This window comes from Streptomyces sp. NPDC045968 (assembly GCF_056430475.1).
The window spans coordinates 276,676-303,587 of the sequence record NZ_JBWKLF010000007.1 but is presented as its reverse complement, the minus strand read 5'-3'; the positions used below and the strand labels follow the sequence as shown (position 1 = coordinate 303,587).

Annotated in this window: 25 protein-coding genes and 1 pseudogene; 22 read left to right on the top strand and 4 right to left on the bottom strand. The window is 68.7% G+C overall.

Going from position 1 to position 26,912, the window contains the following annotated elements; genetic code table 11:
• Nucleotides 1–41 precede the first annotated feature (41 nt).
• The 3 genes from metH (at nucleotide 42) to AC07FA_RS21905 (ending at nucleotide 6,344) form a co-directional block, all read left to right on the top strand.
• Nucleotides 42–3,554 (top strand): methionine synthase, encoded by a 3,513-nt coding sequence (gene metH, locus AC07FA_RS21915; protein ID WP_479077574.1) that lies wholly within the window; start codon nucleotides 42–44, stop codon nucleotides 3,552–3,554.
• A gap of 120 nt (nucleotides 3,555–3,674) precedes the next feature.
• On the top strand, nucleotides 3,675–4,376 hold the full coding sequence (locus tag AC07FA_RS21910; RefSeq protein WP_479077573.1) for an HAD family hydrolase: 702 nt from the start codon (nucleotides 3,675–3,677) through the stop codon (nucleotides 4,374–4,376).
• A gap of 366 nt (nucleotides 4,377–4,742) precedes the next feature.
• The gene (locus AC07FA_RS21905) at nucleotides 4,743–6,344 is read left to right on the top strand and encodes an ABC transporter substrate-binding protein (RefSeq protein WP_479077571.1); all 1,602 of its coding nucleotides are present in this window, start codon (nucleotides 4,743–4,745) and stop codon (nucleotides 6,342–6,344) included.
• Between the two features lie 57 nt (nucleotides 6,345–6,401).
• Here the strand turns inward: AC07FA_RS21905 and AC07FA_RS21900 are convergent, their stop codons facing one another.
• Both AC07FA_RS21900 and AC07FA_RS21895 read right to left on the bottom strand, forming a co-directional pair.
• Complete coding sequence (locus tag AC07FA_RS21900; RefSeq protein WP_443037038.1) at nucleotides 6,402–7,073, bottom strand: response regulator; 672 nt, start codon at nucleotides 7,071–7,073, stop codon at nucleotides 6,402–6,404.
• A gap of 9 nt (nucleotides 7,074–7,082) precedes the next feature.
• The gene (locus AC07FA_RS21895; RefSeq protein WP_479077792.1) at nucleotides 7,083–7,928 is read right to left on the bottom strand and encodes a RecB family exonuclease; all 846 of its coding nucleotides are present in this window, start codon (nucleotides 7,926–7,928) and stop codon (nucleotides 7,083–7,085) included.
• A gap of 170 nt (nucleotides 7,929–8,098) precedes the next feature.
• Between AC07FA_RS21895 and AC07FA_RS21890 the strand changes: the two genes are divergently transcribed.
• The 3 genes from AC07FA_RS21890 to AC07FA_RS21880 all read left to right on the top strand — a co-directional run bounded on the left by AC07FA_RS21890 (nucleotide 8,099) and on the right by AC07FA_RS21880 (nucleotide 11,137).
• A complete protein-coding gene (locus AC07FA_RS21890; protein ID WP_479077791.1) occupies nucleotides 8,099–9,349 on the top strand; it encodes a site-2 protease family protein in 1,251 nt (416 codons plus the stop codon).
• Between the two features lie 61 nt (nucleotides 9,350–9,410).
• Complete coding sequence (locus tag AC07FA_RS21885) at nucleotides 9,411–10,310, top strand: tRNA (adenine-N1)-methyltransferase (protein WP_328909209.1); 900 nt, start codon at nucleotides 9,411–9,413, stop codon at nucleotides 10,308–10,310.
• 236 nt (nucleotides 10,311–10,546) lie between these two features.
• Nucleotides 10,547–11,137: a hypothetical protein gene (locus tag AC07FA_RS21880; RefSeq protein WP_479077569.1), complete on the top strand. Its 591-nt coding sequence runs from the start codon at nucleotides 10,547–10,549 to the stop codon at nucleotides 11,135–11,137.
• Nucleotides 11,138–11,149: 12 nt separating this feature from the next.
• Here AC07FA_RS21880 and AC07FA_RS21875 read toward each other — a convergent pair whose 3' ends face one another.
• A complete protein-coding gene (locus AC07FA_RS21875; RefSeq protein WP_479077567.1) occupies nucleotides 11,150–11,461 on the bottom strand; it encodes a ferredoxin in 312 nt (103 codons plus the stop codon).
• Between the two features lie 240 nt (nucleotides 11,462–11,701).
• Between AC07FA_RS21875 and arc the strand changes: the two genes are divergently transcribed.
• The 6 genes and pseudogenes from arc (at nucleotide 11,702) to prcA (ending at nucleotide 17,463) form a co-directional block, all read left to right on the top strand.
• Nucleotides 11,702–13,468, top strand: a complete 1,767-nt coding sequence (gene arc, locus AC07FA_RS21870; RefSeq protein WP_479077566.1) for a proteasome ATPase — start codon at nucleotides 11,702–11,704, stop codon at nucleotides 13,466–13,468.
• Between the two features lie 236 nt (nucleotides 13,469–13,704).
• Nucleotides 13,705–15,216 (top strand): depupylase/deamidase Dop, encoded by a 1,512-nt coding sequence (gene dop, locus AC07FA_RS21865; protein WP_479077565.1) that lies wholly within the window; start codon nucleotides 13,705–13,707, stop codon nucleotides 15,214–15,216.
• Between the two features lie 120 nt (nucleotides 15,217–15,336).
• Nucleotides 15,337–15,555 (top strand): ubiquitin-like protein Pup, encoded by a 219-nt coding sequence (locus AC07FA_RS21860; protein WP_018515354.1) that lies wholly within the window; start codon nucleotides 15,337–15,339, stop codon nucleotides 15,553–15,555.
• A 37-nt stretch (nucleotides 15,556–15,592) separates the two neighbouring features.
• A pseudogene (locus tag AC07FA_RS21855) lies at nucleotides 15,593–15,779 on the top strand (endonuclease domain-containing protein); the annotation flags it as partial.
• Nucleotides 15,731–16,576: a proteasome subunit beta gene (gene prcB, locus AC07FA_RS21850; RefSeq protein ID WP_479077564.1), complete on the top strand. Its 846-nt coding sequence runs from the start codon at nucleotides 15,731–15,733 to the stop codon at nucleotides 16,574–16,576. The pseudogene AC07FA_RS21855 and the gene prcB, both read left to right, overlap by 49 nt.
• A gap of 56 nt (nucleotides 16,577–16,632) precedes the next feature.
• Entirely contained in the window at nucleotides 16,633–17,463 is an 831-nt protein-coding gene (gene prcA, locus AC07FA_RS21845; protein WP_479077563.1) for a proteasome subunit alpha, read from the top strand.
• Nucleotides 17,464–17,527: 64 nt separating this feature from the next.
• Here prcA and AC07FA_RS21840 read toward each other — a convergent pair whose 3' ends face one another.
• Nucleotides 17,528–18,562 (bottom strand): LacI family DNA-binding transcriptional regulator, encoded by a 1,035-nt coding sequence (locus AC07FA_RS21840; RefSeq protein ID WP_479077561.1) that lies wholly within the window; start codon nucleotides 18,560–18,562, stop codon nucleotides 17,528–17,530.
• Nucleotides 18,563–18,706: 144 nt separating this feature from the next.
• Here AC07FA_RS21840 and AC07FA_RS21835 point away from each other — a divergent pair, with 144 nt between their 5' ends.
• The 10 genes from AC07FA_RS21835 to tatC all read left to right on the top strand — a co-directional run bounded on the left by AC07FA_RS21835 (nucleotide 18,707) and on the right by tatC (nucleotide 26,904).
• Nucleotides 18,707–19,966 (top strand): MFS transporter, encoded by a 1,260-nt coding sequence (locus tag AC07FA_RS21835; RefSeq protein ID WP_479077560.1) that lies wholly within the window; start codon nucleotides 18,707–18,709, stop codon nucleotides 19,964–19,966.
• A gap of 9 nt (nucleotides 19,967–19,975) precedes the next feature.
• On the top strand, nucleotides 19,976–21,337 hold the full coding sequence (gene pafA / locus AC07FA_RS21830; protein ID WP_185301781.1) for a Pup--protein ligase: 1,362 nt from the start codon (nucleotides 19,976–19,978) through the stop codon (nucleotides 21,335–21,337).
• Between the two features lie 126 nt (nucleotides 21,338–21,463).
• Nucleotides 21,464–22,399 (top strand): FKBP-type peptidyl-prolyl cis-trans isomerase, encoded by a 936-nt coding sequence (locus AC07FA_RS21825; protein WP_479077558.1) that lies wholly within the window; start codon nucleotides 21,464–21,466, stop codon nucleotides 22,397–22,399.
• A gap of 43 nt (nucleotides 22,400–22,442) precedes the next feature.
• The gene (locus tag AC07FA_RS21820; RefSeq protein ID WP_479077556.1) at nucleotides 22,443–22,817 is read left to right on the top strand and encodes an FKBP-type peptidyl-prolyl cis-trans isomerase; all 375 of its coding nucleotides are present in this window, start codon (nucleotides 22,443–22,445) and stop codon (nucleotides 22,815–22,817) included.
• 115 nt (nucleotides 22,818–22,932) lie between these two features.
• Entirely contained in the window at nucleotides 22,933–23,886 is a 954-nt protein-coding gene (locus tag AC07FA_RS21815; RefSeq protein ID WP_382729036.1) for a helix-turn-helix transcriptional regulator, read from the top strand.
• A gap of 16 nt (nucleotides 23,887–23,902) precedes the next feature.
• Nucleotides 23,903–24,859 (top strand): helix-turn-helix transcriptional regulator, encoded by a 957-nt coding sequence (locus tag AC07FA_RS21810; protein WP_479077555.1) that lies wholly within the window; start codon nucleotides 23,903–23,905, stop codon nucleotides 24,857–24,859.
• A 28-nt stretch (nucleotides 24,860–24,887) separates the two neighbouring features.
• The gene (locus AC07FA_RS21805) at nucleotides 24,888–25,172 is read left to right on the top strand and encodes a hypothetical protein (protein WP_479077790.1); all 285 of its coding nucleotides are present in this window, start codon (nucleotides 24,888–24,890) and stop codon (nucleotides 25,170–25,172) included.
• A gap of 27 nt (nucleotides 25,173–25,199) precedes the next feature.
• Nucleotides 25,200–25,397, top strand: a complete 198-nt coding sequence (locus tag AC07FA_RS21800; RefSeq protein ID WP_479077553.1) for a hypothetical protein — start codon at nucleotides 25,200–25,202, stop codon at nucleotides 25,395–25,397.
• Nucleotides 25,398–25,613: 216 nt separating this feature from the next.
• Nucleotides 25,614–25,907: a Sec-independent protein translocase subunit TatA gene (tatA, locus tag AC07FA_RS21795; RefSeq protein ID WP_479077551.1), complete on the top strand. Its 294-nt coding sequence runs from the start codon at nucleotides 25,614–25,616 to the stop codon at nucleotides 25,905–25,907.
• A 49-nt stretch (nucleotides 25,908–25,956) separates the two neighbouring features.
• Entirely contained in the window at nucleotides 25,957–26,904 is a 948-nt protein-coding gene (gene tatC / locus AC07FA_RS21790) for a twin-arginine translocase subunit TatC (protein ID WP_479077550.1), read from the top strand.
• The last annotated feature ends 8 nt before the right edge of the window (nucleotides 26,905–26,912 follow it).

Below are 26,912 nucleotides of genomic sequence, written 5' to 3'. Positions count from 1 at the left end.
GCCGCAAAGCCGACAGCCGTCGCATCCCAGGGAGAACATCCATGGCCTCGTTGCCGACCCCTTCCGCTGACAGCCGGAACCGAGCCGAAGCCCTCCGCGAGGCGCTCGCCACGCGAGTGGTGGTAGCAGACGGTGCCATGGGCACGATGCTCCAGGCACAGGACCCCACCCTCGCGGACTTCGAGAACCTCGAAGGCTGCAACGAGATCCTCAACGTCACCCGCCCGGACATCGTCCGCTCCGTGCACGAGGAGTATTTCGCGGTCGGCGTCGACTGCGTGGAGACGAACACCTTCGGTGCGAACCACTCCGCGGCGAACGAGTACGAGATCGCCGACCGGATCGTCGAGCTGTCCGAGGCCGGCGCCCGTATCGCGCGCGAGGTGGCGGACGAGTTCACCGCCCGGGACGGCCGTCAGCGCTGGGTCCTCGGCTCCGTGGGTCCTGGCACCAAGCTGCCCACGCTGGGCCACATCGAGTACGGAGTGCTGCGCGACGGCTACCAGCAGAACGCGGAGGGCCTGCTCGCCGGGGGCGCGGACGCCCTGATCGTGGAGACCACCCAGGACCTGCTGCAGACGAAGTCGAGCCTGATCGGTGCGCGGCGGGCCATGGACGCCCTGGGTGTGGACGTACCCCTGATCTGCTCGCTCGCCTTCGAGACGACCGGCGTCATGCTGCTCGGCTCCGAGATCGGTGCCGCGCTGACCGCCCTGGAACCGCTCGGCATCGACCTGATCGGGCTGAACTGCTCCACGGGCCCCGCCGAGATGAGCGAGCACCTGCGCTACCTGGCCCGCCACTCGCGTACGCCGCTGATGTGCATGCCCAATGCCGGACTGCCCGTGCTGACCAAGGACGGCGCGCACTTCCCGCTGACCGCTCCCGAGATGGCCGACGCGCAGGAGACCTTCGTACGGGACTACGGCCTCTCGCTGGTCGGCGGCTGCTGCGGCTCGACGCCCGAGCACCTGCGCCAGGTCGTCGAACGCGTCCGTGACATGACGCCCGGCGTACGCGAGCCGCGCCCCGAGCCGGGTGCTTCCTCGCTCTACCAGACCGTGTCCTTCCGCCAGGACACCTCGTACATGGCGATCGGCGAGCGCACCAACGCCAATGGCTCGAAGAAGTTCCGCGAGGCCATGCTGGAGGCCCGCTGGGACGACTGCGTCGAGATGGCCCGTGACCAGATCCGCGAAGGCGCGCACATGCTCGACCTCTGCGTCGACTACGTGGGCCGGGACGGCGTCGCCGACATGGAGCGGCTGGCCGGCCTGTTCGCCACCGCCTCCACGCTCCCCATCGTGCTCGACTCCACCGAGGTCGATGTCATCCGGGCGGGCCTGGAGAAGCTGGGCGGCCGGGCGGTCATCAACTCCGTCAACTACGAGGACGGCGACGGCCCCGAGTCCCGCTTCGCCAAGGTCACCGCGCTGGCCCAGGAGCACGGCGCCGCGCTGATCGCGCTGACCATCGACGAGGAGGGCCAGGCCCGTACGCCCGAGCACAAGGTCGCCATCGCCGAGCGCCTCATCGGGGACCTCACCGGCAACTGGGGCATCCACGAGTCGGACATCCTCATCGACACCCTGACGTTCACCATCTGTACCGGTCAGGAGGAGTCCCGCAAGGACGGCATCGCCACCATCGAGGCCATCCGCGAACTCAAGCGCCGCCACCCCGACGTCCAGACCACGCTCGGCCTGTCCAACATCTCCTTCGGCCTCAACCCGGCTGCCCGCGTCGTCCTGAACTCCGTCTTCCTCGACGAGTGCGTCAAGGCCGGACTGGACTCCGCGATCGTGCACGCCTCCAAGATCCTCCCCATCGCACGCCTGGAGGAGGAGCAGGTCAAGGTCGCCCTCGACCTGATCTACGACCGCCGCGCCGAGGGCTACGACCCCCTCCAGAAGCTCATGGAGCTCTTCGAGGGCGTCAACATGAAGTCGATGAAGGCGGGCCGCGCCGAGGAACTCCTCGCTCTGCCGCTCGACGAGCGCCTCCAGCGCCGCATCATCGACGGCGAGAAGAACGGCCTCCAGGCCGACCTCGACGAGGCCCTCCAGACCCGCCCCGCCCTGGACATCGTCAACGACACCCTCCTGGAGGGCATGAAGGTCGTCGGCGAGCTCTTCGGCTCCGGCCAGATGCAGCTGCCGTTCGTCCTTCAGTCCGCCGAGGTCATGAAGAACGCGGTCGCCCACCTCGAGCCGCACATGGAGAAGTCCGACGCGGACGGCAAGGGCACCATCGTGCTGGCCACCGTGCGCGGCGACGTCCACGACATCGGCAAGAACCTCGTCGACATCATCCTCACCAACAACGGCTACAACGTCGTCAACCTCGGCATCAAGCAGCCCGTCTCCGCGATCCTGGAGGCCGCCGAGGAGCACCGGGCCGATGTCATCGGCATGTCCGGTCTGCTGGTGAAGTCGACCGTGATCATGAAGGAGAACCTGGAAGAACTGAACCAGCGCAAGATGGCCGCCGACTTCCCGGTCATCCTGGGCGGGGCCGCGCTCACCAGGGCGTACGTCGAGCAGGACCTCCACGAGATCTACGAGGGCGAGGTGCGCTACGCCCGCGACGCGTTCGAGGGGCTGCGGCTCATGGACGCCCTCATCGGCATCAAGCGCGGTGTTCCCGGCGCGGTGCTCCCGGAGCTGAAGCAGCGCCGCGTCGCCCGGAAGGACGCCGCGGTCCTGGAGGTGGAGGAGCCCGAGACGGGTGTCCGCTCCGACGTGGCCACCGACAACCCGGTCCCCGAGCCGCCCTTCTGGGGCACCCGGGTCGTCAAGGGCATCCAGCTCAAGGAGTACGCCTCCTGGCTGGACGAGGGCGCTCTCTTCAAGGGGCAGTGGGGGCTCAAGCAGGCCCGCGCCGGTGACGGACCGACGTACGAGGAACTGGTCGAGACCGAGGGCCGCCCGCACCTGCGCGGCTGGCTCGACAAGCTCCACACCGAGAACATGCTGGAGGCGGCCGTCGTCTACGGCTACTTCCCCTGCGTGTCCAAGGGCGACGACCTGATCCTGCTCCACGAGGACGGTTCGGAGCGCACCCGCTTCACCTTCCCGCGCCAGCGCCGGGGCCGCCGCCTGTGCCTCGCGGACTTCTTCCGGCCCGAGGAGTCCGGGGAGCGGGACGTGATCGGCCTCCAGGTCGTCACCGTCGGTTCCAGGATCGGCGAGGCCACGGCCGAGCTCTTCGAGGCCAACTCCTACCGCGACTACCTGGAGCTGCACGGCCTGTCCGTCCAGCTGGCCGAGGCCCTGGCCGAGTACTGGCACGCCCGGGTCCGCGGCGAGCTGGGCTACGGCGGTGAGGACCCGGCGGATGTCGAGGACATGTTCGCGCTGAAGTACCGGGGAGCGCGTTTCTCCCTCGGCTACGGCGCCTGCCCCGACCTGGAGGACCGGGCGAAGATCGCCGAGCTGCTGGAGCCGGAGCGGATCGGGGTCAAGCTCTCCGAGGAGTTCCAGCTGCACCCGGAGCAGTCGACCGACGCGATCGTCATCCACCACCCCGAGGCGAAGTACTTCAACGCGCGGTAGGCCGCCGTTCGACGCATCGCGGCCGGGCACGTCGTAGACTGGTCGGTCCAGTGAGGCCGGTCGCTGTTCCCTTTCCCGGGAATGGCGGTCGGCCTTCTCGTCCCTCACGGAGGTGTCCGGATGACCAGTACGGTCCCCGCGTCCCTGACTCGCACGGCCAAAGGCTCCACGCTCCAGGCCGTCTTTCTCGACATGGACGGCACCCTGGTCGATACCGAGGGATTCTGGTGGGATGCCGAGGTGGAGGTCTTCGCACGCCTCGGGCACCGGCTCGACGAGGCATGGCGGGACGTGGTCGTGGGCGGACCGATGACCCGCAGCGCGGGCTACCTCATCGACGTGACCGGCGCGGACATCAGGCTGGACGAACTCACGGTCCTGCTCAACGACTGCTTCGAGGCGCGCATCGACCGCGGTGTGCCGCTGATGCCGGGCGCGGCACGGCTGCTCGCCGAGCTCGCGGCGCACGACATGCCCACCGCCCTGGTCTCCGCCTCGCACCGGCGCATCATCGACCGGGTCCTGGACTCGGTCGGTCACCACCACTTCGGCCTCACGGTCGCCGGGGACGAGGTCTCCCGTACGAAGCCCCATCCGGAGCCCTATCTCACCGCCGCATCCGGTTTCGGGGCGGACCCGCTGTGCTGCGCCGTCATCGAGGACACCGCTACAGGGGTCGCCGCCGCGGAGGCCGCGGGCTGCCGTGTGGTGGCCGTGCCGTCCGTCGCCCCGATCGCACCGGCCTCGGGAAGGGTCGTCGTGGGCTCCCTCGAAGATGTCGATCTCGCATTTCTCCGGGGTCTGGTCACGGGAATCCTCTGAGTCGTGCACCGAGAGTATTCTTGTGAATGTACGGAAAAACTCTCGGTCGCAGAACGTGCGCTTTCCATCGTCCCGATGTGTGGGCGAATCAGGTTCATGTCAACATCTCGAAATCGCCCCAGGCGCGGATCTTGTCGCCTGATGGGCGATTTCTTCACTCCGGGAATCTGACGATATGCCCGGATCTGACCTCTTGATTTTCGCTGCTCGTCACGCCGCGGACGAAACCCGCCTGGCCGGCGAAATCGCTTCACCGTCAATTCCGGAGCGCGGTGGATTCTGTGACGACTACCCGCCGGTCAGGCGTCGGTGGTCATCCCTACTAATCTCGTTTTCTCACATACCGGAATGAGGGAGAACGTCCAGATGAACCGCAAGACGCTGGTGCTGCCGGCCGTGGTCGGCCTGCTCGCGCCCGTACTCGCCGCCTGTGGCGCGACGGACGGCGGTGACGAGGGCAAGGGCGCCATCGTCGTCGGCACCACGGACCAGTTCATCGCCTCCAAGGACAACCCGGCGCCGCTCGACCCGGCCATCGGCTACGAAGCCGGCGTCTGGAACGTCCTGCGGCAGACGGTGCAGACCCTCATGCACGTCCCGCGCGGCGGCGGTGAGCCCGTGCCCGACGCCGCGAAGAGCTGCGTCTTCACGGACACGGAGAACGAGAGCTACCGCTGCACCCTGCGCAGCGGCCTCACCTTCGCCGACGGCACGCCGCTCACCCCCGAGGACGTGCGGTACTCCATCCAGCGTGTCCTGGACATCAACTCGGACAGCGGCCCCGCCGGACTCCTCGACAACATCGACATGATCGAGACCAGGGGCGAGGACCAGGTCGTCTTCCACCTGCGCACCCCGGACGCGACCTTCCCGTACAAGCTCGCCACCCCCGCCGCGGGCATCGTCCCGCAGGGCAAGTACCCGGCGAAGAGCGCCCGCGAGGGCTTCCAGGTCGACGGCTCGGGCCCGTACACCATGAAGCCCGAGATCAAGAACAACCAGGTGGTCAAGGTCCTCTTCACCAGGAACCCGAAGTACCAGGGCGACCTGGAGGTCCTGAACGACCAGGTCGAACTGGACCTGTTCCCGGACGCCGCCGCGATGGGCAAGGCGCTCGACGACAAGAAGGTCGACATGATGACCCGCACCATGTCGCCCGAGCAGGCCGGCCAGATGCTCGTGAATCCCAAGGAGGGCATCAAACTCACGGAGATGCCCGGCCTCGCCATCAGCTACCTCGGCTTCAACACGGACGCCCCCGCGGTGAAGAGCAAGGCCGTACGCCAGGCCATGGCCCGGATCATCGACCGCGGTGCCATCGCGAGCAAGGTGTACGGCACGACCGCCGAGCCGCTCTACTCGCTGATCCCCTCCACCATCACCGGCCACACCAACTCGTTCTTCAACAAGTACGGCGAGCCCGACACCGCCAAGGCGGCCGACACCCTGCGGGCCGCCGGTATCAGCACGCCGGTGAAGTTCACGCTGCACTACACGACGGACCACTACGGCCCCGCGACCGCCACCGAGTTCGAGACGCTGAAGCAGCAGCTCAACGACTCCAAGCTGTTCGACGTGACCGTCAAGGGCACCCCGTGGTCGGAGTACCGCCCGGCGCAGAAGCGCGGCGACTACGACGTGTACGGCATGGGCTGGTTCCCCGACTTCCCGGACCCGGACAACTACACCGCGCCGTTCCTGGACAAGAACGACTTCCTCAACTCGCCCTACCGCTCGGCCGTGGCGGAGAAGACCCTCATCCCGCAGTCACGCCGCGAGGCGGACCGCAGTGCCGCGTCCAAGACCTTCGAGCAGCTCCAGAACATCGTCGCCGACGACGTCCCCGTCCTCCCGATCTGGCAGGGCAAGCAGTACATCGCCTCCCGCGAGGGCCTCACCGGAGTGGAGTGGGCCGTCAACGCCTCCGCCGACCTCCACCTCTGGGAACTCGGACGCCGCACCGTCTGACACGAGAAATCCGGTCCGGGGCGCCACGCCCCGGACCGGATCACCGTGCGGCTCCGCTCACTGGGCGCCGGGGCGCACCAGGCCGCTCTCGTACGCGTACACAGCGGCCTGCACGCGGTCGCGCAGTCCGAGCTTCGTCAGCACATGGCCCACATGGGTCTTGACGGTCGTCTCGCTCACGAACAGGTCGGCGGCGATCTCCGCGTTGGACAGCCCGCGCGCCACCAGCTTCAGCACCTCGACCTCACGGTCCGTCAGGGTGTGCAGGGCATCGGGGACCGGCTCCTCGCCGGACGGCAGATGGTCCGCGTACTTGTCGAGCAGCCTGCGCGTGATGCTGGGCGCCAGCATCGCCTCGCCCGCCGCGACCACCCTGATGGCCTGCACCAGCTCATTGGCCGGAGCGTCCTTGAGCAGGAAGCCACTGGCTCCGGCGCGCAGCGCCTCCACCACGTACTCGTCGAGATCGAAGGTGGTCAGCACCAGCACCTTCGCGGGGCCGTCGCGGCCGGGCCCCGTGATCTGCCGGGTCGCCTCGACCCCGTCCATCCGGGGCATCCGGATGTCCATCAGTACGACATCGGGCTGGAGCGCCCGCACCTGGTCGATGGCCTGGAGGCCGTCACCGGCCTCGCCGACCACCGCGAGATCCCCCTCCGCCTCCAGGATCATCCGGAAGCCGGTGCGCAGCAGCGGTTGGTCATCGACCAGAAGGACGCGGATCGCCACGAAATCTCCTTAAGGGCCTTCGAGGGCCACCGGTTGGCCGGCCTCGGCCCGGACCGGCCCCATTCTGCCCTGGACGTCCTCGTCCGACTCCGCCGGGCGTACGGACAGGGGATAGACCGGGGGAGTACCGCCGAATTCAGGACAGACGGCGCGATGGTCGCACCAGCCGCACAGCTTCGTCGGCCGGGGCCGCCACTCACCGCTCTCCGTCGCCTCCCGGATCGCCTCCCAGAGCGCGAGCAGCTTGCGCTCCACCCGCTCCAGATCCGCCTCCACCGGGTCGTACGTCAGGACGTCACCGCTGCCGAGGTAGACCAGCTGGAGGCGCCGCGGCACCACCCCCTTCAGCCGCCAGATCACCAGCGCGTAGAACTTCATCTGGAACAGCGCACCCTCCGCGTACTCCGGACGCGGTGCCTTGCCCGTCTTGTAGTCCACGATCCGGACCTCACCCGTGGGGGCCACGTCGATCCGGTCGATCACCCCGCGCAGCCGGAGCCCGGACTCCAGCTCCGTCTCGACGAAGAGCTCGCGCTCGGCCGGTTCCAGACGCGTCGGGTCCTCCAGGGAGAACCACCGCTCCACTAGCTGCTCCGCCTCCCCGAGCCACCGCGACAGACGCTCACCCTCCGCGTCGCCCGAGAACAGCTCGGTCAGCTCCGGCTTCGACTCCAGCAGCCGGTCCCACTGACCGGGAATCAACGCCCGCGCCTTCGGAGCCGTACGCTCCACCGCCGGGTCGTCGAACAGGCGCTCAAGGACGGCGTGGACCAGCGTGCCCCGGGTAGCTGCCTCACTGGGCTTCTCGGGAAGCCTGTCGATGACCCGGAACCGGTACAGCAGGGGACACTGCATGAAGTCACTCGCCCGCGACGGCGACAACGAGGTGGGCGGCTGAGGCGGCCGGGGTGCGGAGGTCATGTCGAAGACCCTACGGCCCGCCACTGACAGCGAGCGGAATACCATCGACGACAGACCTCGCACACTGCATGATCGTGGCAAACGTCACCGACCGAAGGGACCCCGTGGACGACAGCGGCGACAGCGGGCGGCCGCAGCCAGGCGCAGGGGGCACCGGCCCCGGCGCCGCCCCCGGCAAGGGCTCACCGCGGCGCCCGGCCGAACCGGGCGGCGGCATCCTCATGGGCCGCCCCTTCGGCGTGCCGGTCTACGTCGCGCCCAGCTGGTTCATCGTCGCGGCGCTCATCACCTGGGTCTTCGGCGGCCAGCTGGAGCGGGTCCTGCCCGAGCTCGGGAACACCCGCTACCTGGTGTCGCTCTTCTTCGCGATCGCCTTCTACGCCTCCGTACTCGTCCACGAACTCGCCCACACGGTCGCCGCGCTGCGCTACAAGCTCCCGGTCCGGCGCATCCAGCTCCAGTTCTTCGGCGGCGTCTCGGAGATCGAGAAGGAGTCCGAGACCCCCGGCCGCGAATTCGTCCTCGCCTTCGTCGGCCCGCTGCTCTCGCTCGTCCTCGCCGGTGTCTTCTACGCCGGCATGCAGTTCGTCGATCCGCCCACCGTCCCCGGCGTGCTCCTGGCCGGACTGATGATCTCCAACCTCCTCGTCGCCGCCTTCAACCTGCTCCCGGGCCTCCCGCTCGACGGCGGACGCATGCTGCGCGCCGTGGTGTGGAAGATCACCGGAAAGCCCATGAGCGGCACCATCGCCGCCGCCTGGGTCGGCCGGGGCCTCGCCGTGGCCGTCCTCATCGGGCTCCCGCTCCTCACCCACACCGGAGCACTCGGTAACGCCACCGAGGAGATCACCGGCGTGGAGACCGTCACCGACGCCCTGCTCGCCGCCATCCTCGCCGGGATCATCTGGACCGGTGCCGGAAACAGCCTGCGCTTGGCCCGCCTCCGCGAGCACCTCCCCGACCTGCGCGCCCGCACTCTCACCCGGCGTGCCGTCCCCGTCGAGTCCGCCACCCCCCTCTCCGAGGCCCTGCGCCGGGCCAACGAGGCGGGAGCCCGCGCCCTCGTCGTCGTCGACGGACAGGGCAACCCCAAGGGCGTGGTCCGGGAGGCCGCCATCGCCGGCGTCCCCGAGCACCGCCGCCCCTGGGTCGCCGTCAGCGGGCTCGCCCAGGACCTCACCGACGGCATGAAGGTCCCCGCCGAACTCGCGGGCGAAGCCCTCCTCGACCGGCTCAAGGCCACTCCGGCCACCGAATACCTCGTCGTCGAGGACACCGGCGAGATCTACGGAGTCCTCTCCACCGCCGACGTCGAACGCGCATTCGTCGCCGCGATGGCCCGCCCCGGCGCCTGAGACCGGGCCGCCCCCCCCGCCGGGCGGTCGGAGCCCTCGGAAACACCGGTACGCTGGCCACATGTCTGAACCGACCGGTGCCGCCCGACGTCGCGGGCCCTTCAAGGTCGGGGACCAGGTACAGCTCACCGACCCCAAGGGACGCCACTACACCTTCACGCTCGAAGCCGGAAAGAACTTCCACACCCACAAGGGTTCTTTCCCGCACGACGAGCTGATCGGTGCTCCCGAGGGCAGTGTTGTCCGCACCACGGGAAACGTCGCCTACCTCGCGCTGCGCCCCCTGCTCCCCGACTACGTCCTGTCCATGCCCCGCGGCGCCGCCGTGGTCTACCCGAAGGACGCGGGGCAGATCCTGGCCTTCGGGGACATCTTCCCCGGCGCCCGCGTCGTGGAGGCCGGCGTCGGATCGGGTGCGCTCAGCACCTTCCTCCTGCGCGCCATCGGCGAGCAGGGAATGCTGCACTCCTACGAGCGCCGCGAAGACTTCGCCGAGATCGCCCAGCAGAACGTCGAGCGCTACTTCGGCTCGCCGCACCCCGCCTGGCAGCTCACCGTCGGCGACCTCCAGGACAACCTCTCGGACACCGACGTCGACCGCGTCGTCCTGGACATGCTCGCGCCCTGGGAGTGCCTGGAAGCCGTCTCCAAGGCCCTCGTGCCCGGCGGCATCCTCTGCGCGTACGTCGCCACCACCACCCAGCTCTCGCGGACCGTCGAGTCCATCCGCGAGATCGGCTGCTTCGCCGAACCGCAGCCGTGGGAATCGATGATCCGCAACTGGCACGTCGAGGGCCTGGCCGTCCGCCCCGACCACCGGATGATCGGCCACACCGGATTCCTCGTCACCGCCCGCCGCCTCGCGGACGGCGTCGAACCCCCGCTGCGCCGCCGCCGCCCCTCCAAGGGCGCCTACGGCGACGACTACGACGGCCCGGGCAGCACCTCCTCCCGCGCCTGACCCCGCACAACGCTCGGGCGCCGCTGCCGAGTTCCCGGACCGACCCGGGAACTCGGCAGCGGCGCCTTTTCGTTGCCGGGCTTCGTGCCCGGCTTCGTGGCCCAGGTGGGCCCGGCGCCGACCCCACCGTTCCCCTGTCGTGTGAGGTGTGGCACGATGCTGGCCACCCCCCGCCCGCCGACGCGCAGCCGGCACCGCCTTCCCAGGCCCCCCAGGAACCACAGGAGACATACCGCGTGCAGACCTCCGCGCTCCCGGACCTCGCGCACACCGCAACCAAGCCGGTGCACTGGCTCGCCACGGCCACGGCGATGGCAGCCGTCGTCGCCTGCGCGGGCCTGCTCCAGCCCGGCACCGCCACAGCCACGGCCACGGCCACCGAATCCGGCCACGCCGTCGCCTCCGAGCCAGGGGGTGCCCCCGCGGCCGCCCCCGACGCGGCGGCCGCGACCTACCCGCTCGACTGCGGCGGCGCGCGGAACGTGGTGGCCGACGAAGCCGCCGGAGACCTCGACGGCGACGGCCGCCCCGAGACCGTGGCCGTGGTCCACTGCGCCGCGGGATCGGGCACACCACCCAGTGGCGTCTACGTCCTGACACAGGGAAGCGGGGCCGCACCCAGGGTCGTCGCGACCCTGGTGGACCCCGCTCGCGAGAAGACGGTCACCGACTTCGCCGTGCACGAGGGAACCGTCTCGGCGACCCTCTTCGGCTACTCCTCGACGGCCGTGCCGCGCTGCTGCCCCGACGAGGAGGAGAAGGTCACCTGGCAGTGGAAGGGCAACGCCTTCGTCAGGTCGGCCCAGGACCACGCGCGCAGCGCCTGAGCCGCCGCGCCGCTACTCCGCGTCCGGACCAAAAACTTCGACGCTGTCCGAAACGCGTCGTACATGAATACAGTCGCCCGGACACTCCTTGGCCGAATCCACCACGTCCTGGAGGAGCGGCAGCGGCACCGGCGTCGTGGCTCCCTTGTCCTGGAGAAGCTCGTCCTCGCCGCTCTTCACGTACGCCAGACCATCGATGTCCAGCTCGAACACCTCCGGTGCGTACTGCACACAGATGCCGTCTCCCGTGCAGAGGTCCTGATCGATCCAGACCTCCAGATCCTGTGTTCCGCTGTCGCCCGGAGCGTCCTGCCGCACGGTCATATGTCCTGCCGTTCCCTGCGTATCCGAACCAAATGAAGCCAGCCCTGACGGGTGTTGAACGCTTCGACGATACAACCGGCCGCTTTCGGGTGCTCAAAGTGGGTATTCCCTTGGCGTGAGGGAGAGCGCAAGGGTGAAGATCGGACACGCCCCACAGTCTTTGTGATCTAGGGGTTTCAATCATCACCCACCCAGGTAGGGTCAGGAAGCGTCCAGCTCCCCTTGGAGGAGGTGAGGACCGTGGCAGCCCACGACGACGACATCAACCGCGGCATCCGGCCCGGGCGGGGGTCAGAAGACCCAGCCGGCCAGGTTGCCTATCTCGAGCAGGAAATCGCCGTCCTGCGACGTAAGCTCGCCGACTCTCCGCGTCATACGAGGATTCTCGAAGAGCGGATCGTCGAGTTGCAGACCAATCTGGCCGGCGTGTCCGCGCAGAACGAGCGGCTCGCCAATACGCTCCGCGAGGCCCGAGACCAGATCGTGGCCCTCAAGGAGGAGGTCGACCGGCTCGCACAGCCGCCGGCCGGCTTCGGTGTCTTCCTGCAGTCCAACGAGGACGGCACCTGCGACATCTTCACCGGGGGCCGCAAGCTCCGGGTGAACGTCAGCCCCAGCGTCGAGCTCGACGACCTCAGACGAGGTCAGGAAGTCATGCTCAACGAAGCGCTCAACGTGGTCGAGGCCATGGCGTACGAGCGGGCCGGGGACATCGTCACCCTCAAGGAGATCCTCGAGGACGGCGAACGGGCCCTGGTGGTCGGGCACACCGACGAGGAACGGGTGGTGCGGCTCGCCGAGCCGCTGCTCGACATCACCATCCGCCCCGGCGACGCCCTGCTGCTGGAACCCAGGTCCGGCTATGTGTACGAAGTGGTCCCGAAGAGCGAGGTCGAGGAACTGGTCCTCGAAGAGGTCCCGGACATCGACTACGACAAGATCGGCGGTCTGGGCGACCAGATCGAGCTGATCCGTGACGCGGTCGAGCTTCCGTACCTCCACCCCGACCTCTTCAAGGAGCACGAACTGCGGCCGCCGAAGGGCATCCTGCTCTACGGTCCGCCCGGCTGTGGCAAGACCCTGATCGCCAAGGCCGTAGCCAACTCGCTGGCCAAGAAGGTCGCCGAGGTCACCGGACAGCCCGCGGGGAAGAGCTACTTCCTCAATATCAAGGGCCCCGAGCTCCTCAACAAGTACGTCGGCGAGACCGAGCGGCACATCCGCCTGGTCTTCCAGCGTGCCCGGGAGAAGGCGAGCGAGGGCACCCCCGTCATCGTCTTCTTCGACGAGATGGAATCCCTCTTCCGCACCCGTGGTTCCGGTGTCAGCTCGGACGTGGAGAACACCATCGTCCCCCAGCTGCTCGCCGAGATCGACGGTGTGGAGGGCCTGGAGAACGTCATCGTCATCGGAGCCTCCAACCGCGAGGACATGATCGACCCCGCCATCCTGCGGCCCGGCCGCCTCGATGTGAAGATCAAGATCGAGCGTCCGGACGCGGAGGCCGCGAAGGACATCTTCGCGAAGTACCTGACGCCTTCGCTGCCGCTCCACGCGGACGATCTGGCCGAGCACACCGGCTCCAAGCCGGCCGCCGCCCACGCCATGATCCAGTCCGTCGTGGAGAGGATGTACACCGAGTCCGAGGAGAACCGCTTCCTCGAGGTCACCTACGCCAACGGTGACAAGGAAGTCCTGTACTTCAAGGACTTCAACTCCGGCGCGATGATTCAGAACATCGTCGACCGGGCAAAGAAGATGGCCATCAAGGCATTCCTCGAACACGGTCAAAAGGGCCTCCGGGTCTCCCACCTCCTCCAGGCATGCGTGGACGAGTTCAAGGAGAACGAGGACCTTCCCAACACGACGAACCCGGACGACTGGGCCAGGATTTCCGGAAAGAAGGGCGAGCGGATCGTCTTCATCCGCACGCTCGTCACCGGAAAGCAGGGCGCGGACACCGGACGCTCCATCGACACAGTGGCGAATACCGGGCAGTACCTGTAAAACGCAGACCGGCTGCGGATGCCCGGCCGGGCATCCGCAGCCGGTTGTTTTCCCGGCCGCTCCGGCCATATCGGAGCAATGACGTAATTGATCTCCCCACCGGCGCAATGGCGCTCTAGGCTCTGCCGTACCGCCGAGTCGCGCAGTGCGGGGACGGGCACCGCACACCCAACGGACCAGCAGCGGTACTTGAGCGCCGCTCCCGGAGGGGAGCGCCGCCGGGCAAGGAGGGCCGCATGACCGTACGGCGAGTAATGGGCATCGAGACCGAGTACGGAATTTCCGTCCCCGGCCACCCCAACGCCAATGCCATGCTCACCTCGTCCCAGATCGTCAACGCGTACGCGGCGGCGATGCACCGGGCGCGCCGCGCCCGCTGGGACTTCGAGGAGGAGAATCCGCTGCGCGACGCGCGAGGCTTCGACCTCGCCCGTGAGACCGCCGACTCGAGCCAGCTCACCGACGAGGACATCGGCCTGGCCAATGTCATCCTCACCAACGGTGCCCGGCTCTACGTCGACCACGCGCACCCCGAATACAGCTCACCCGAGATCACCAACCCGCTCGACGCGGTGCTCTGGGACAAGGCCGGCGAACGGATCATGGCGGAGGCCGCCGAGCGGGCCGCCGCGATCCCGGGCGCCCAGCCGATCCACCTCTACAAGAACAACACCGACAACAAGGGCGCCTCGTACGGCACGCACGAGAACTACCTGATGAAGCGGGAGACCGCGTTCTCGGACATCGTGCGCCACCTGACGCCCTTCTTCGTCTCCCGCCAGGTCGTCACCGGCGCGGGCCGCGTCGGCATCGGCCAGGACGGCCACGAACACGGCTTCCAGATCAGTCAGCGGGCCGACTACTTCGAGGTCGAGGTGGGCCTGGAGACCACACTCAAGCGCCCCATCATCAACACCCGCGACGAACCCCACTCCGACGCGGAGAAGTACCGCCGGCTCCATGTGATCATCGGCGACGCGAATCTGTCGGAGATCTCGACCTATCTGAAGCTGGGCACCACGTCACTGGTCCTGTCCATGATCGAGGACGGCTTCATCAACGTCGACCTCGCCGTCGACCAGCCGGTGCGCACCCTGCACCAGGTCTCGCACGACCCCACGCTGAAGCAGCTGATCACGCTCCGCAGCGGCCGGACACTCACCGCCGTCCAGCTGCAGATGGAGTACTTCGAGCTGGGCCGCAAGTACGTCGAGGAGCGGTACGGCGCGGACGCCGACGAGCAGACCAAGGACATCCTGATCCGCTGGGAGGACACGCTCAACCGGCTGGAGAACGATCCGATGAGCCTCTCGGGCGAGCTGGACTGGATCGCGAAGAAGGAGCTCATGGAGGGCTACCGGCGCCGCGACAGCCTGGACTGGGACGCCCCGCGCCTGCACCTGGTGGACCTCCAGTACGCCGATGTACGGGCCGACAAGGGCCTCTACAACCGCCTGGCGGCCCGCGGGAAGATGAAGCGCCTGCTGGACGAGAGCGACGTCGAGCGGGCCCGTACGAAACCCCCCGAGGACACCAGGGCGTATTTCCGGGGCCGGTGCCTGGAGCAGTACGCGGACGACGTCGCCGCGGCCTCCTGGGATTCGGTCATCTTCGACCTGCCCGACCACGACTCCCTGCAACGGGTGCCCACCATGGAACCCCTGCGCGGGACACGCGAGCACGTCAAGGATCTCCTGGACCGCTGTCGTACGGCGGAAGAGCTGGTCCGGGTGCTCTCGGGCGGCTGAAAGGGCTCCCGGCTGGGAATCATTCCGATGACCTCCGGACGTTGAGACAAGTACCGGGCCAATGTCGGACCCCGTATGTAGGGTCTGATCAAGTGCTTCGAACCGAGCGGGGTGAGCTATATGGCGACCAAGGACACCGGCGGCGGACAGCAGAAGGCGACGCGCTCCACCGAGGAGACCGAGGAGCAGGCGCAGGACGCGCAGGCTTCCGAGGACCTCGCGGAGCGCCAGGAGAAGCTGAGCGACGACGTCGACTCGGTACTGGACGAGATCGATGACGTCCTCGAGGAGAACGCGGAGGACTTCGTGCGGTCCTTCGTTCAGAAGGGTGGACAGTAGTCCACGTATGTGATCGGGATGGAAAGTGCGTCCCGGACCGCAACTCCATGTGGATCACCACCACAGGACGGGTAGGGTCCGGGGCGTACTGCTTCAACTGCAATTCGGCCATCGGCAAGTTGGGGGATGATCCTGACTCCTTGCGCAGGGCCATCGCATACCTGGAGGGAAACGCGTGGAAGCCAACACTCGTAGCACCGGGCGTCTACCAGCTGCCTTCCTGACGCCGGGTTCGTCCTCGTTCATGGACTTCCTGTCCGATCACTCACCGGACATGCTTCCCGGCAAGCGGAGCCTGCCGCCCCTCCAGGGGGCCATCGAGGCACCGCACGGGACGACCATCGTCGCGGCGTCGTTCCCCGGTGGCGTGGTACTCGCCGGTGACCGGCGGGCGACCATGGGGAACATGATCGCGCAGCGCGACATCGAGAAGGTCTTCCCGGCCGACGAGTACTCGGCGGTGGGCATCGCCGGTACGGCCGGTCTGGCCGTCGAGATGGTCAAGCTGTTCCAGCTGGAGCTGGAACACTTCGAGAAGGTCGAGGGCGCCACGCTCTCCCTGGAGGGCAAGGCCAACCGCCTCTCCACGATGATCCGCAGCAATCTGGCGATGGCCATGCAGGGCCTCGCCGTTGTCCCGCTCTTCGCGGGATTCGACGTCGACCGCGAGAAGGGCCGGATCTTCTCGTACGACGTCACAGGCGGCCGTTCCGAGGAAGTCGGCTACGCGGCCACCGGCTCCGGCTCGATCTTCGCCCGTGGATCGATGAAGAAGCTCTACCGCGACGACCTGACGGAGCAGCAGACGCTGACCCTGGTGGTGCAGGCGCTCTACGACGCGGCGGACGACGATTCCGCGACCGGGGGACCGGACGTGGCACGCCGGATCTATCCGATCGTCACCGTCATCACCGACGAGGGATTCCGGAGGCTGACGGACGTGGAATCCGCCGAGATCGCCCGCGCCGTACTGGAGCGCCGGATGGAAGAGCCCGACGGACCGCGCGCCGCGCTGCTCTGACCGGCCTCCCCGCTTCTTCGATGCACTCGTCACTGACAGAAAGGGACGGATAGCCGGTGTCGACGCCGTTCTATGTCTCACCTCAGCAGGCCATGGCCGACCGGGCGGAATACGCCCGGAAGGGCATCGCCCGTGGTCGCAGCCTGGTTGTGCTGCAGTACGCCGACGGCATTGTGTTCGTCGGCGAGAACCCGTCCCGTGCGCTGCACAAGTTCAGCGAGATCTACGACCGGATCGGCTTCGCGGCCGCCGGCAAGTACAACGAATACGAGAACCTCCGTATCGGCGGTGTGCGATACGCGGATCTCCGTGGATACACCTACGACCGTGACGATGTGACGGCTCGTGGCCTGGCCAACGTCTACGCGCAGACACTGGGCACCATTTTCTCCAGTGCGGCCGAGAAGCCGTACGAGGTGGAGCTGGTGGTCGCCGAGGTCGGCGCACTGCCCGAGGGCGATCAGATCTACCGGCTGCCGCACGACGGCTCGATCGTGGACGAACACGGCTCGGTCGCGGTCGGCGGGAATTCCGAGCAGATCAGCAGCTTCCTGGATCAGCGCCACCGCGACGGCATGACGCTCGCCGAGGCGCTCAAGCTGGCCGTCCAGGCGCTGTCACGCGAGCCCAACGGCGGAGAGCGGGAGATTCCCGCCGAACGGCTGGAGGTCGCGGTCCTGGACCGGACCAGGCCGCAGCAGCGCAAGTTCAAGCGGATCGTCGGACGGCAGCTGGCGCGCCTGCTGGGCGCGGACGGGGCCGGGACTCCGACGGACGCTCCCTCCGACGACGAAAGCGCCGATTCCGCCGACTCGGCGTCCGGGACCACCGGAAGCACCGAGGCCAAGGGCTCCGGGGCGGCCACCGAGCCCCCCACCGAGGACTAGGGCACCCCGCTCGACGCACTGTTGCCGTGCCCCGTACCGCCGCGACCGGTGGGACGGGGCACGGTCATGTACGGGCCTCGGCCGCGGGGGCGGTGGAGCCGCGCACCACCAGGTGTACGGGCAGGCTGCCCGGCTCCGCCGGCCGGCCGTCCAGGACGGCCAGCAGCGCCGTCATGCCCCGCTCGCCCACCTGCTCGGCGGGCAGCCGCACCGTGGTGAGTTCCGGCTCCACCGCCGTCGCCAGGGCCAGGTCGTCGAAGCCCGTCACGGAGATGTCGTCGGGCACCCGGAGACCCCGTCTGCGGACCGCCTTGCAGGCGCCGGCGGCCAGGATGTCGTCGTCGCAGACGATGGCCGTCGGCAGGGCCCCGGGGTGCGCCAGGGCCCTTTCCGCGGCCTCCCGTCCGGCCGCGACGTCGAGCGGTGCGGGGACGGTGCGTACGACCGCGTCGGGCACCCCGCGCAGGGTGTCGTGCAGTGCCCGCGCGCGGATCGCGAAGGTCCAGGAGTCCACGGCCGAGGCGAGGTGGACGAACCTGCGGTGGCCGAGGCCCAGCAGGTGCTCCGTCACCTGACGCATGCCGTCCGCGATATCGAGGTTCACCTGCGCCGCCGCGCCCGGCTCGGCCGGGTCGCTGTCCAGCATCACCAGAGGCAGCCCGGCCCCGCGCAGCGCGCCCAGGGCCTCGGCGGCCATGGACGAGGCGATCACACCGTCCAGGGACGCGCGGGCCGAGGCGAAGGGGTCCCTGGCCGGTCCGGTGCCGTCGGGTGACGGGTAGAGCACGACCCCGAAGTCGTGTGCGGCGGCGACGCCCGCCGCGCCCGTGTAGACCCGGGCGAAAAACTCGTTGGTGAGCGCGGGCACCACGAGAAGGGCGGTCCGTGTGCTGCCGAGGCGCAGGCTGCGGGCGGCGAGATTCGGCCGATATCCGAGCGCCGACGCGCTGTCCCGTACGCGCCCGGCTGTGGCCTCCGACACCCTTCCCCGCCACTTGTCGCCGAGCACGAGAGAGACGGTGGCCTGGGAGACACCCGCCGCCCGTGCCACGTCCCGGCTGGTGGGCCGCGTCGGAGCGGGCTGATGCGCGCTGGTCACTTCGGGCCTCCGTGCTCGGTCGTGCCGTGTTGCCCGGGCACCACGAGGTGGACCCGGGACTGCGCACATGGTACGTATGAACCTCGACGTTATACGTAAAACCTCGGGCCCGGCCGCAAGCCCGTCCGAGGGAGAGGGGCAGGAATGGCCGCGGGATATCTGGACGTCCTCCGGGCGCGGCACGCGACGCGGCTGCTGGCAGGGACCCTCGTGGGGCGGCTGCCGAGCGGCACCGCCCATATCGCGATCGTCCTGTTCACCCGCGCCGAGGGCGGCAGCTACACACTGGCCGGCGCGCTCGCCGCCGCCTACGGGCTCGCCACCGCCGTCGGACAGCCGCTCCTCGGCCGCGCGGTGGACCTCTACGGACAGCCCCGCGTCCAGCTCCCCGCCGCCGTGCTCTCCGCGCTCGGCATGGCCCTGTTCGCCCTCGTGGGCCTCGAACCGCTGCCCATGGCCTGTCTGGCGGTCGTCATCGCCGGAATCTTCACGCCCCCGCTGGAAGGCGGCCTCCGTGCCCTGTGGCCGACCGTCCTGGGACGCGAGGACCGGGTGCACCGGGCGTACGCCATGGACGCCGTGGCGCAGGAGATCATGTTCACCGTGGGCCCGCTGCTCGTGACCGTGCTGGTCGCGCTCTGGTCGCCCGCCGTGGCGCTCCTCGTCATCAACGCCATAGGCGTCATCGGAGCCCTGTCCGTCGTCGTCTCGGAGCCCTCCCGCACGTGGCGCTCCGCGCCCCGCGAGGCGCACTGGCTCGGCGCCCTGCGCTCGCGCGGACTGCTCGCCCTGCTCGGGTCGTTCTTCTTCGTCGGACTCGCCCTCGGCTCGATCACGGTGGCGGGTGTCGCGTACGCCGACGACCACGGCGACGAATCCGTGTACGGCTGGCTGATGGCCGCCCTCGGTCTCGGCGCGCTGATCGGGGGAGTTGCCTACGGGGCGCGGCAGTGGGCCGGTGCGCCCGAACGGCGGCTGCGCGTCATCGTCGCCCTGCTGGCGCTCGGATACCTGCCGCTGATGCTCACCCCCGGGGTGCCCGCCATGACCGGTCTCGCCGCGCTCGCCGGGGTGTTCCTCGCGCCCGCGATCGCCTGCTCGTTCATCGTCGTCGACCGGCACGCGCCGCGCGGCACGGTCACGGAGGCGTTCTCCTGGCTCGTGACCACGTTCGGCGTAGGCGCGGCGGCCGGAACGGCCCTGGCGGGCCCGGCCGTCGAACTCGGCGGGACGGCGTGGAGCTTCGCCGTCGCCGGGGCGGGCGGAGTGGCCGCCCTGGTGGTCCTGCTGGCCACCGGAAGGGTCCTCGCAGTTCCCGTGCGTACGCCCACTGTTGTGACGGGATCGGAAAATGATCGAAACGGTGCCGTCGAACCCGGTTTCAGCTCAGGCCATAAGGCGTAATGTTCAGTCATGGACCGCCGCATTTTCGGGCTGGAGAACGAGTACGGCGTCACGTGCACGTTCAGGGGACAGCGCCGACTGTCACCTGACGAAGTGGCGCGCTACCTCTTCCGCCGTGTTGTGTCATGGGGCCGCAGCAGCAATGTCTTCCTGCGGAACGGCGCCCGCCTCTACCTCGACGTGGGATCGCATCCGGAATATGCAACCCCCGAATGCGACAACGTGACCGAGCTGGTCACGCACGACAAGGCCGGCGAGCGCATTCTCGAAGGACTGCTCGTCGACGCCGAACGCCGCCTGCACGAGGAGGGAATCGCGGGCGACGTCTATCTCTTCAAGAACAACACCGACTCGGCGGGGAACTCCTACGGATGCCACGAGAACTACCTCGTGGCCCGGCACGGAGAATTCTCCCGGCTCGCGGACATCCTCATTCCGTTCCTCGTCACCAGGCAGTTGATCTGTGGTGCCGGCAAGGTGCTGCAGACTCCGCGCGGGGCGGTCTACTGCGTCAGCCAGCGTGCCGAGCACATCTGGGAGGGCGTCAGTTCCGCGACGACCCGCTCGCGTCCGATCATCAACACCAGGGACGAGCCGCACGCCGACGCCGAGCGGTACCGCCGCCTCCACGTCATCGTCGGCGACTCCAACATGTCCGAGACGACCATGCTGCTCAAGGTCGGCGCGACCGACCTGGTGCTCCGCATGATCGAGGCGGGCACCGTGATGCGCGACCTGACTCTGGAGAACCCGATCCGGGCCATCCGCGAGGTCAGCCACGACATCACCGGACAGCGCAAGGTGCGCCTGGCCAGCGGCCGGGAGGCCTCGGCCATCGAGGTGCAGCGCGAGTACTACGAGAAGGCCGTCGACTTCGTGGAGCGCCGGGGCATCCGCACCGGCACCGTCGACCAGGTGCTCGAACTGTGGGGCCGCACCCTCGACGCGATCGAGGCCGAGGACCTCGACCGGATCGGCACCGAGATCGACTGGGTCATGAAGTACAAGCTCATCGAGCGGTACCGGGCCAAGCACAACATGACCATGTCGAATCCGAGGGTCGCTCAGATAGACCTCGCCTACCACGACATCCACCGCCGGCGAGGGCTCTACTACCTGCTGGAGCGCAAGGGGCAGGTCGCCCGCATCTGCAACGACCTGAAGATCTTCGAGGGCAAGTCGGTGCCCCCGCAGACCACCAGGGCGCGGCTGCGCGGGGACTTCATCCGCAGGGCCCAGGAGCAGCGACGGGACTTCACCGTCGACTGGGTCCACCTCAAGCTCAACGACCAGGCGCAGCGCACCGTGTTGTGCAAGGACCCCTTCCGGTCCGTGGACGACCGCGTGGAGAAACTGATCGCGGGTATGTGACCGGGCGCAGGACGCCTGGGCATTCATCGTGACGACAGGGCCCCGTACGTTCCTCGTACGGGGCCCTGTCCACGCCCTAGAGTGTCAAGGACCCAACTACTGTGCCGTCTGAGATCTGAGGAACCAGTGCGCCGACTTGCCGGCCTTCTCGTCGTCCCCCTCCTGCTGCTGTCGACAGCGGCCTGCGGCGACGAAAAGGGCTCCGACTCCGCCTCGTCCAAGAACGGAGTGCCCGCGATCACCGCAGGCGCGAAGTTCGGCGAGAAGCCCACCCTCGCGAAGGGCGAGGGCGACCCGCCCAAGGAGCTGCAGACCGAGGTCATCAGCGAAGGTGACGGCGCGAAGCTCAAGAACGGCGACGCGATCCAGGTCAACTACCTCGGGCAGTCGTGGGACTCCACCAAGCCGTTCGACAACAGCTTCGACCGCAAGCAGCCGTTCGATCTGACGCTCGGCGCCGGCATGGTCATCCAGGGCTGGGACAAGGGTCTGGTCGGTCAGAAGGTCGGCAGTCGGGTCGAGCTCGTCATCCCGCCGGAGCTCGGATACGGCGCGCAGGGCCAGGGCGACATCAAGCCCAACGCCACACTCGTCTTCGTCGTCGACGTCCTGAAGGCCACGCAGATCCCGGCCTCCGCCAAGGGCACCGAAGTCGCGCAGGACAACATCGATCTGCCGAAGGTGGGTACCAAGACCGACGGCAAGGCGCCGACCGTCACGGTTCCCAAGAGCGACCCGCCGAAGAAGCTGGTCTCCAACTACATCCTGGAGTCCGACGGCGCGGTCATCAAGGAGAGCGACAGCGTCGTCGTGAACTACGTGGGCCTGCTGTGGAAGGGCGGCAAGAAGTTCGACAGCACCTACGACCAGGGCAAGACCCAGACCTTCCCGCTCGCCCAGATCACCCTCAAGGGGCTCAAGACCGGTCTGGTCGACAAGAAGGTCGGCAGTCGTGTGCTGCTCGTCATCCCGCCGGACCAGGCGTTCGGTGACAAGGCGCAGCAGAGCATCCCCGCCAAGTCGACGCTGGTGTTCGCAGTCGACATCCTGGCAAAGATGTAAGACTGTCCCGGTTGCCCAGTTCATCATTTAGAGGAGCAATTCAGTGAGCATCGAGAAGCCCGAGATCGACTTCCCGGGTGGCGAGCCGCCGGTCGACCTGGAGATCAAGGACATCTGGGAGGGCGAAGGCGCGGTCGCCCAGGCCGGCCAGACCGTCTCCGTCCACTACGTGGGCGTGGCCTACTCCACCGGCGAGGAGTTCGACGCTTCGTGGAACCGCGGGACTCCGCTCAAGTTCCAGCTCGGTGCCGGTCAGGTCATCGCGGGCTGGGACCAGGGCGTGCAGGGCATGAAGGTCGGCGGCCGTCGCCAGCTGACCATCCCCGCGCACCTCGCGTACGGTGACCGCGGCGCCGGCGCCGGTGTCATCGCCCCCGGCGAGACGCTGATCTTCGTCTGCGACCTGATGGGCGTCTGATCCCCGGTCGCGCGTGAACGAGGGCCCGTGCCGTGAGGCACGGGCCCTCGCTTTTGTCCGGACACCCCGGGGCGGTACGGTCGAGGGTCGGAGAGCACGTAGAGAGAGGGCGCCGATGGCGATTGCCAAGGCCGAGCGGTTGATGAACCTGGCGCTGTGCCTGCTGGGTACCCGGCGCCCGCTCAGCAAGCGCGAGCTGCGCGAGTCCATCGAGGCGTACCTGGAAGCGGGTACCGACGACTCCTTCAACCGGATGTTCGAGCGCGACAAGGACGATCTGCGCGAACTCGGTCTGGTCATCGAGACCGTGGAGAACCTGGACGCGGAGACCGGCTACCTGGCCCGCCGTGACAGTAACCGGCTGCCTCCCATCACCCTGGACGCCGAGGAGGCCGCCGCCCTCGGTCTCGCGGCCAAGGTGTGGCAGCAGGCCCGTCTCGCCGGAGCGGCCAGCGGCGCCCTGCAGAAGCTGCGGGCCGCGGGAATGCCGGAGGCCGAGGACGCCTACGAGGTGCACAGCGCCCTCGAACCCCGTATCCCGGTCCATGAGGCCGCCTTCGAGCCGCTGATGCTCGCCTGCCGGGACCGCCGCCCGGTCACCTTCGACTACCGCAAGGGCAACGCGGCCCGCCACGAGCAGCGCCAGGTCGAGCCCTGGACCCTGGAGTGCTGGCGCGGCCACTGGTATCTGGCCGGCTGGGACCGCGACCGCGGTGCCGAGCGGGTGTTCCGGCTCTCCCGGATCACCGGCCGGGTCCGCTCGCGCGCCGGGGCGTTCACCGCCCAGGTGCCGGACGTGGTGACCGTGCGCGAGACCGTGGAGAGCTGGGCGGGGGAGACCGCCACCAGGACCGCGCGGATCAGGCTGCGGTCCGGGTCCGGCTATCCGCTGCGTTCCCGGGCGATATCGGTCCGCGAACTCGGGAACGGCTGGGACGAGTTGGAGATTCCGTACGGACACGGGCTGGACGCCTGGCTCGTCGAGTTCGGACCGGACGTCGTCGTGACGGAACCCGCCGATCTGCGGGCCGATGTGGTGGACCGGCTGCGCGCCGTGGCCAAGGACTGAGGGGGACCCGTAGCTCATGGCCACGAACGCGATCGACCAGACCCGCCGGATGCTCTCCCTGGTGACCTATCTGCGTGAGCGCCCCGGCGCCCACGTCCAGGACGTCGCCAGGGCCTTCGGGATCACCGAGGACGAGCTGATCTCCGACCTGGACGTGCTCCCCATGTGCGGGACGAGCTTCCGGGGCGGGGACCTGCTCGACATCGACACCGACGGCGACCGGATCTGGTGGCACAACCCGGACGACGTCGCCGAGCCCCTGCGCCTCGCCTCGGACGAGGCCACCGCCCTGCTCGTCGCGGCCCGCGCCGTGGCGACCCTGCCGGGGCTGCGCGAGAGCGACCGGCTCGCGCTGGTCCGCGCGACGGCCAAGCTGGAGACCGCCGCGGGTGAGGTGGGAGCCGCCAGTTCGAGGCTCTCGGTCACCTTCGAGGCCGAGGGCGGCGTCTTCGCCGATGTGGACCGGGCGATCTCCGAGCGGCGCCGGCTCTGGCTGCGCTACTACTCCCCGGCGCGCGACGAGCTCACCGAGCGCGAGGTCGACCCGATCCGGCTGTTCGCCGTCGGCCACACCTATATGGAGGGGTGGTGCAGGCTCTCCGAGGCCCGGCGTACGTTCCGGCTCGACCGGGTCGCCGAGATCCGCCTGCTGGACGCCCCGGCGGCCCCGCCGGAACTGGAGCTGCGGGACCTCTCGGAGGGCCTGGTGCAGCCGGCGGCCGAGGATCCGGAGGTCGTGATCGAGGTGGGGCCCGGTGGCCGGTGGGTCGCCGAGTACTACCCGCACGACAGCGCGGAGGAGCTTGCCGACGGTGGTCTGCGGATCATCCTGCGTACGCCCGACCCGGCGTCGTTGCGTCGCCTGGCCCTGCGACTCGGCGGTGAGGGGCGGATCGTCTCCCCGCCGGAGCTCGCGCGGAGTGCGCGCGAGGCGGCCCGGGACGCGCTCGCCGCGTACGACGACGTGGTCTGAGCGGGGGAGCGGAGGAGGAATGGACCAGATGTCAGTGATCTCGGGTACGTCGACGGTGCCGGTCACCGCGCCGGTCCCGGTGCCGGTGCCCGCCGCCGTCCGGTTCAAGGCCGCCTGCCCCGACTGCCGTGAACGCTTCGAGCTCGCGGCGGGCGCCCTGCGTCTCGCGATCGGCGCCAGCAGCCGCACCACCTTCTACTCCTTCACCTGCCCCCGGTGCGGCGTCGCCGTCCGCAAGCCCGCCGGGGAGCGCATCATCGAACTCCTCACCGGTGGAGGGGTGCGGACGCTGCGCCTCCACACCGCCCTGTAGAACACGACCACATCGAGGCACCGCCGCATGTTCTGGCCCATGCTCGCCATCGCCCTGGGGTTCCTGGGGATCGCCGTACTCGGCGTACTCGCCGTCAAGGTCTTCATCGAGGCCCAGCGGCTGGGCCGCCAGGTCTCCGCCACCACACAGCGGATCAATCGGGCGGCGGAGGATCTCGAACGCGCGGCGACCGGCCTCGCCGCCACCGGTGAGGCCCTGCGATAGAAGGGGCGCGGCCTCCTGTTCCGCAGGTTCGGGGGGTACGCTTCTGAGGTCGGCCCAGGCAGGGAGGTGCGGGTCGCAACCGGGAGTATGCACGGGCATTGCCTCACGTTTACCCCTGCGGGATACGATCGCTGCCAGCGCACAGATCGGACCTATGTCCGATCGAACGGGTAGCGAGCCCACCCTCCAGTCGCCTCAGTGAGAAGGAAGTCGCACATGATCGGCAATCTGAAGCCCCTCGAGATCGTTCTGATCATCGCTGTCATCCTGCTTCTCTTCGGTGCCAAGAAGCTTCCTGACATGGCGCGTTCGCTCGGCAAGTCGGCCCGCATCCTCAAGAGCGAGGCCAAGGCGATGAAGAAGGACGACGCGGAGCCCGCGGCGCCCACGACGGAGACCGTCGCCGACCAGACTCCGCAGGCGACTCCCGCCCGTACCATCCAGGCCGCGCCCGGAGATGTCACCAGCTCCCGCCCGGTCAGCGAGGCCAAGCCCACCACCCAGAGCTGACAGCTGACGGGCTCCACCGACAGCTGCCGCACGAGACGAGGGAAGTGGGTTGCTCAAGTCTGCCCGCAAGCAGGAGAAGGACGAAGAGGGGCGCATGCCCCTTCTCGATCACCTGCGTGAGCTGCGTAACCGGCTGCTGAAGGCCGTACTGGCGATTGTCGTGGTGACGATTGTCGCCGCCTTCTACCAGAAGGACATCTACGACTTCCTGCTGCGCCCGCTCATCAGCTCGGTGGGCTGTGAAGGCGCGGTGGTCGTCGCGAAGAACGGCAACCCGTGCGCCCTGCTGAAGACCGACACCCTGATGGGACCCTTCACCAACGCACTGAAGGTCGCCCTGATGTCCGGTGTGCTGCTGGCCGCCCCGGTCTGGCTCTACCAGCTGTGGGCCTTCGTGGCCCCGGGACTGCACAAGGGTGAGAAGCGGTACGCCTACGGCTTCGCGGTCATAGGAGCACCGCTGTTCCTCGCCGGTGGATACCTGGCGTACTCGATCCTGCCGCAGACGGCGGAGATCATGCTCGGTTTCACTCCCAGCGACGTTCAGAACCAGATCGGGCTCGACAGCTATCTGGATCTGCTCACGCGCATGGTGATCGTCTTCGGTCTCGCCTTCGAGCTGCCCCTCCTTCTCATCGCGCTGAACATGACGGGCATCGTCTCCGGCAAGCGGATGCTCGGCTGGTGGCGGGGCATGATCGTCGGCCTGACCGGTTTCGCGGCGATCGCCACCCCTGGTGGTGAACCGCTGTCCATGCTGCTCCTCGCGGGGCCGCTGGCCGTTCTCTACTTCATCGCCACGGCCTTCTCCCTCCTCAACGACAAGCGCAGGCGCCGGGCCAACCCCGACGCAGAGCTCGACGACGACGAGGCCTCGCGGCTGGACCTCACTCCGGAACCGGTGTCCGCCTCGCGCACCCCGTTGCCCGAGCAGGCCACCGGGGAGCCGGACGGTGCTCGGTCGCACCGGCTCAACGGTTACGACGACATCACCTGACCTTGTAA

Coding starts and splice junctions, on each gene's coding strand:
- AC07FA_RS21815 (WP_382729036.1), top strand. CDS start 22,933: ATGGCGATTGCCAAGGCCGAGCGGTTGATGAACCTGGCGCTGTGCCTG.
- AC07FA_RS21835 (WP_479077560.1), top strand. CDS start 18,707: ATGGCCGCGGGATATCTGGACGTCCTCCGGGCGCGGCACGCGACGCGG.
- metH (WP_479077574.1), top strand. CDS start 42: ATGGCCTCGTTGCCGACCCCTTCCGCTGACAGCCGGAACCGAGCCGAA.
- tatA (WP_479077551.1), top strand. CDS start 25,614: ATGATCGGCAATCTGAAGCCCCTCGAGATCGTTCTGATCATCGCTGTC.
- AC07FA_RS21800 (WP_479077553.1), top strand. CDS start 25,200: ATGTTCTGGCCCATGCTCGCCATCGCCCTGGGGTTCCTGGGGATCGCC.
- pafA (WP_185301781.1), top strand. CDS start 19,976: ATGGACCGCCGCATTTTCGGGCTGGAGAACGAGTACGGCGTCACGTGC.
- AC07FA_RS21860 (WP_018515354.1), top strand. CDS start 15,337: ATGGCGACCAAGGACACCGGCGGCGGACAGCAGAAGGCGACGCGCTCC.
- AC07FA_RS21805 (WP_479077790.1), top strand. CDS start 24,888: ATGTCAGTGATCTCGGGTACGTCGACGGTGCCGGTCACCGCGCCGGTC.
- dop (WP_479077565.1), top strand. CDS start 13,705: ATGACCGTACGGCGAGTAATGGGCATCGAGACCGAGTACGGAATTTCC.
- AC07FA_RS21810 (WP_479077555.1), top strand. CDS start 23,903: ATGGCCACGAACGCGATCGACCAGACCCGCCGGATGCTCTCCCTGGTG.
- AC07FA_RS21910 (WP_479077573.1), top strand. CDS start 3,675: ATGACCAGTACGGTCCCCGCGTCCCTGACTCGCACGGCCAAAGGCTCC.
- AC07FA_RS21885 (WP_328909209.1), top strand. CDS start 9,411: ATGTCTGAACCGACCGGTGCCGCCCGACGTCGCGGGCCCTTCAAGGTC.
- AC07FA_RS21875 (WP_479077567.1), bottom strand. CDS start 11,461: ATGACCGTGCGGCAGGACGCTCCGGGCGACAGCGGAACACAGGATCTG.
- AC07FA_RS21895 (WP_479077792.1), bottom strand. CDS start 7,928: ATGCAGTGTCCCCTGCTGTACCGGTTCCGGGTCATCGACAGGCTTCCC.
- AC07FA_RS21905 (WP_479077571.1), top strand. CDS start 4,743: ATGAACCGCAAGACGCTGGTGCTGCCGGCCGTGGTCGGCCTGCTCGCG.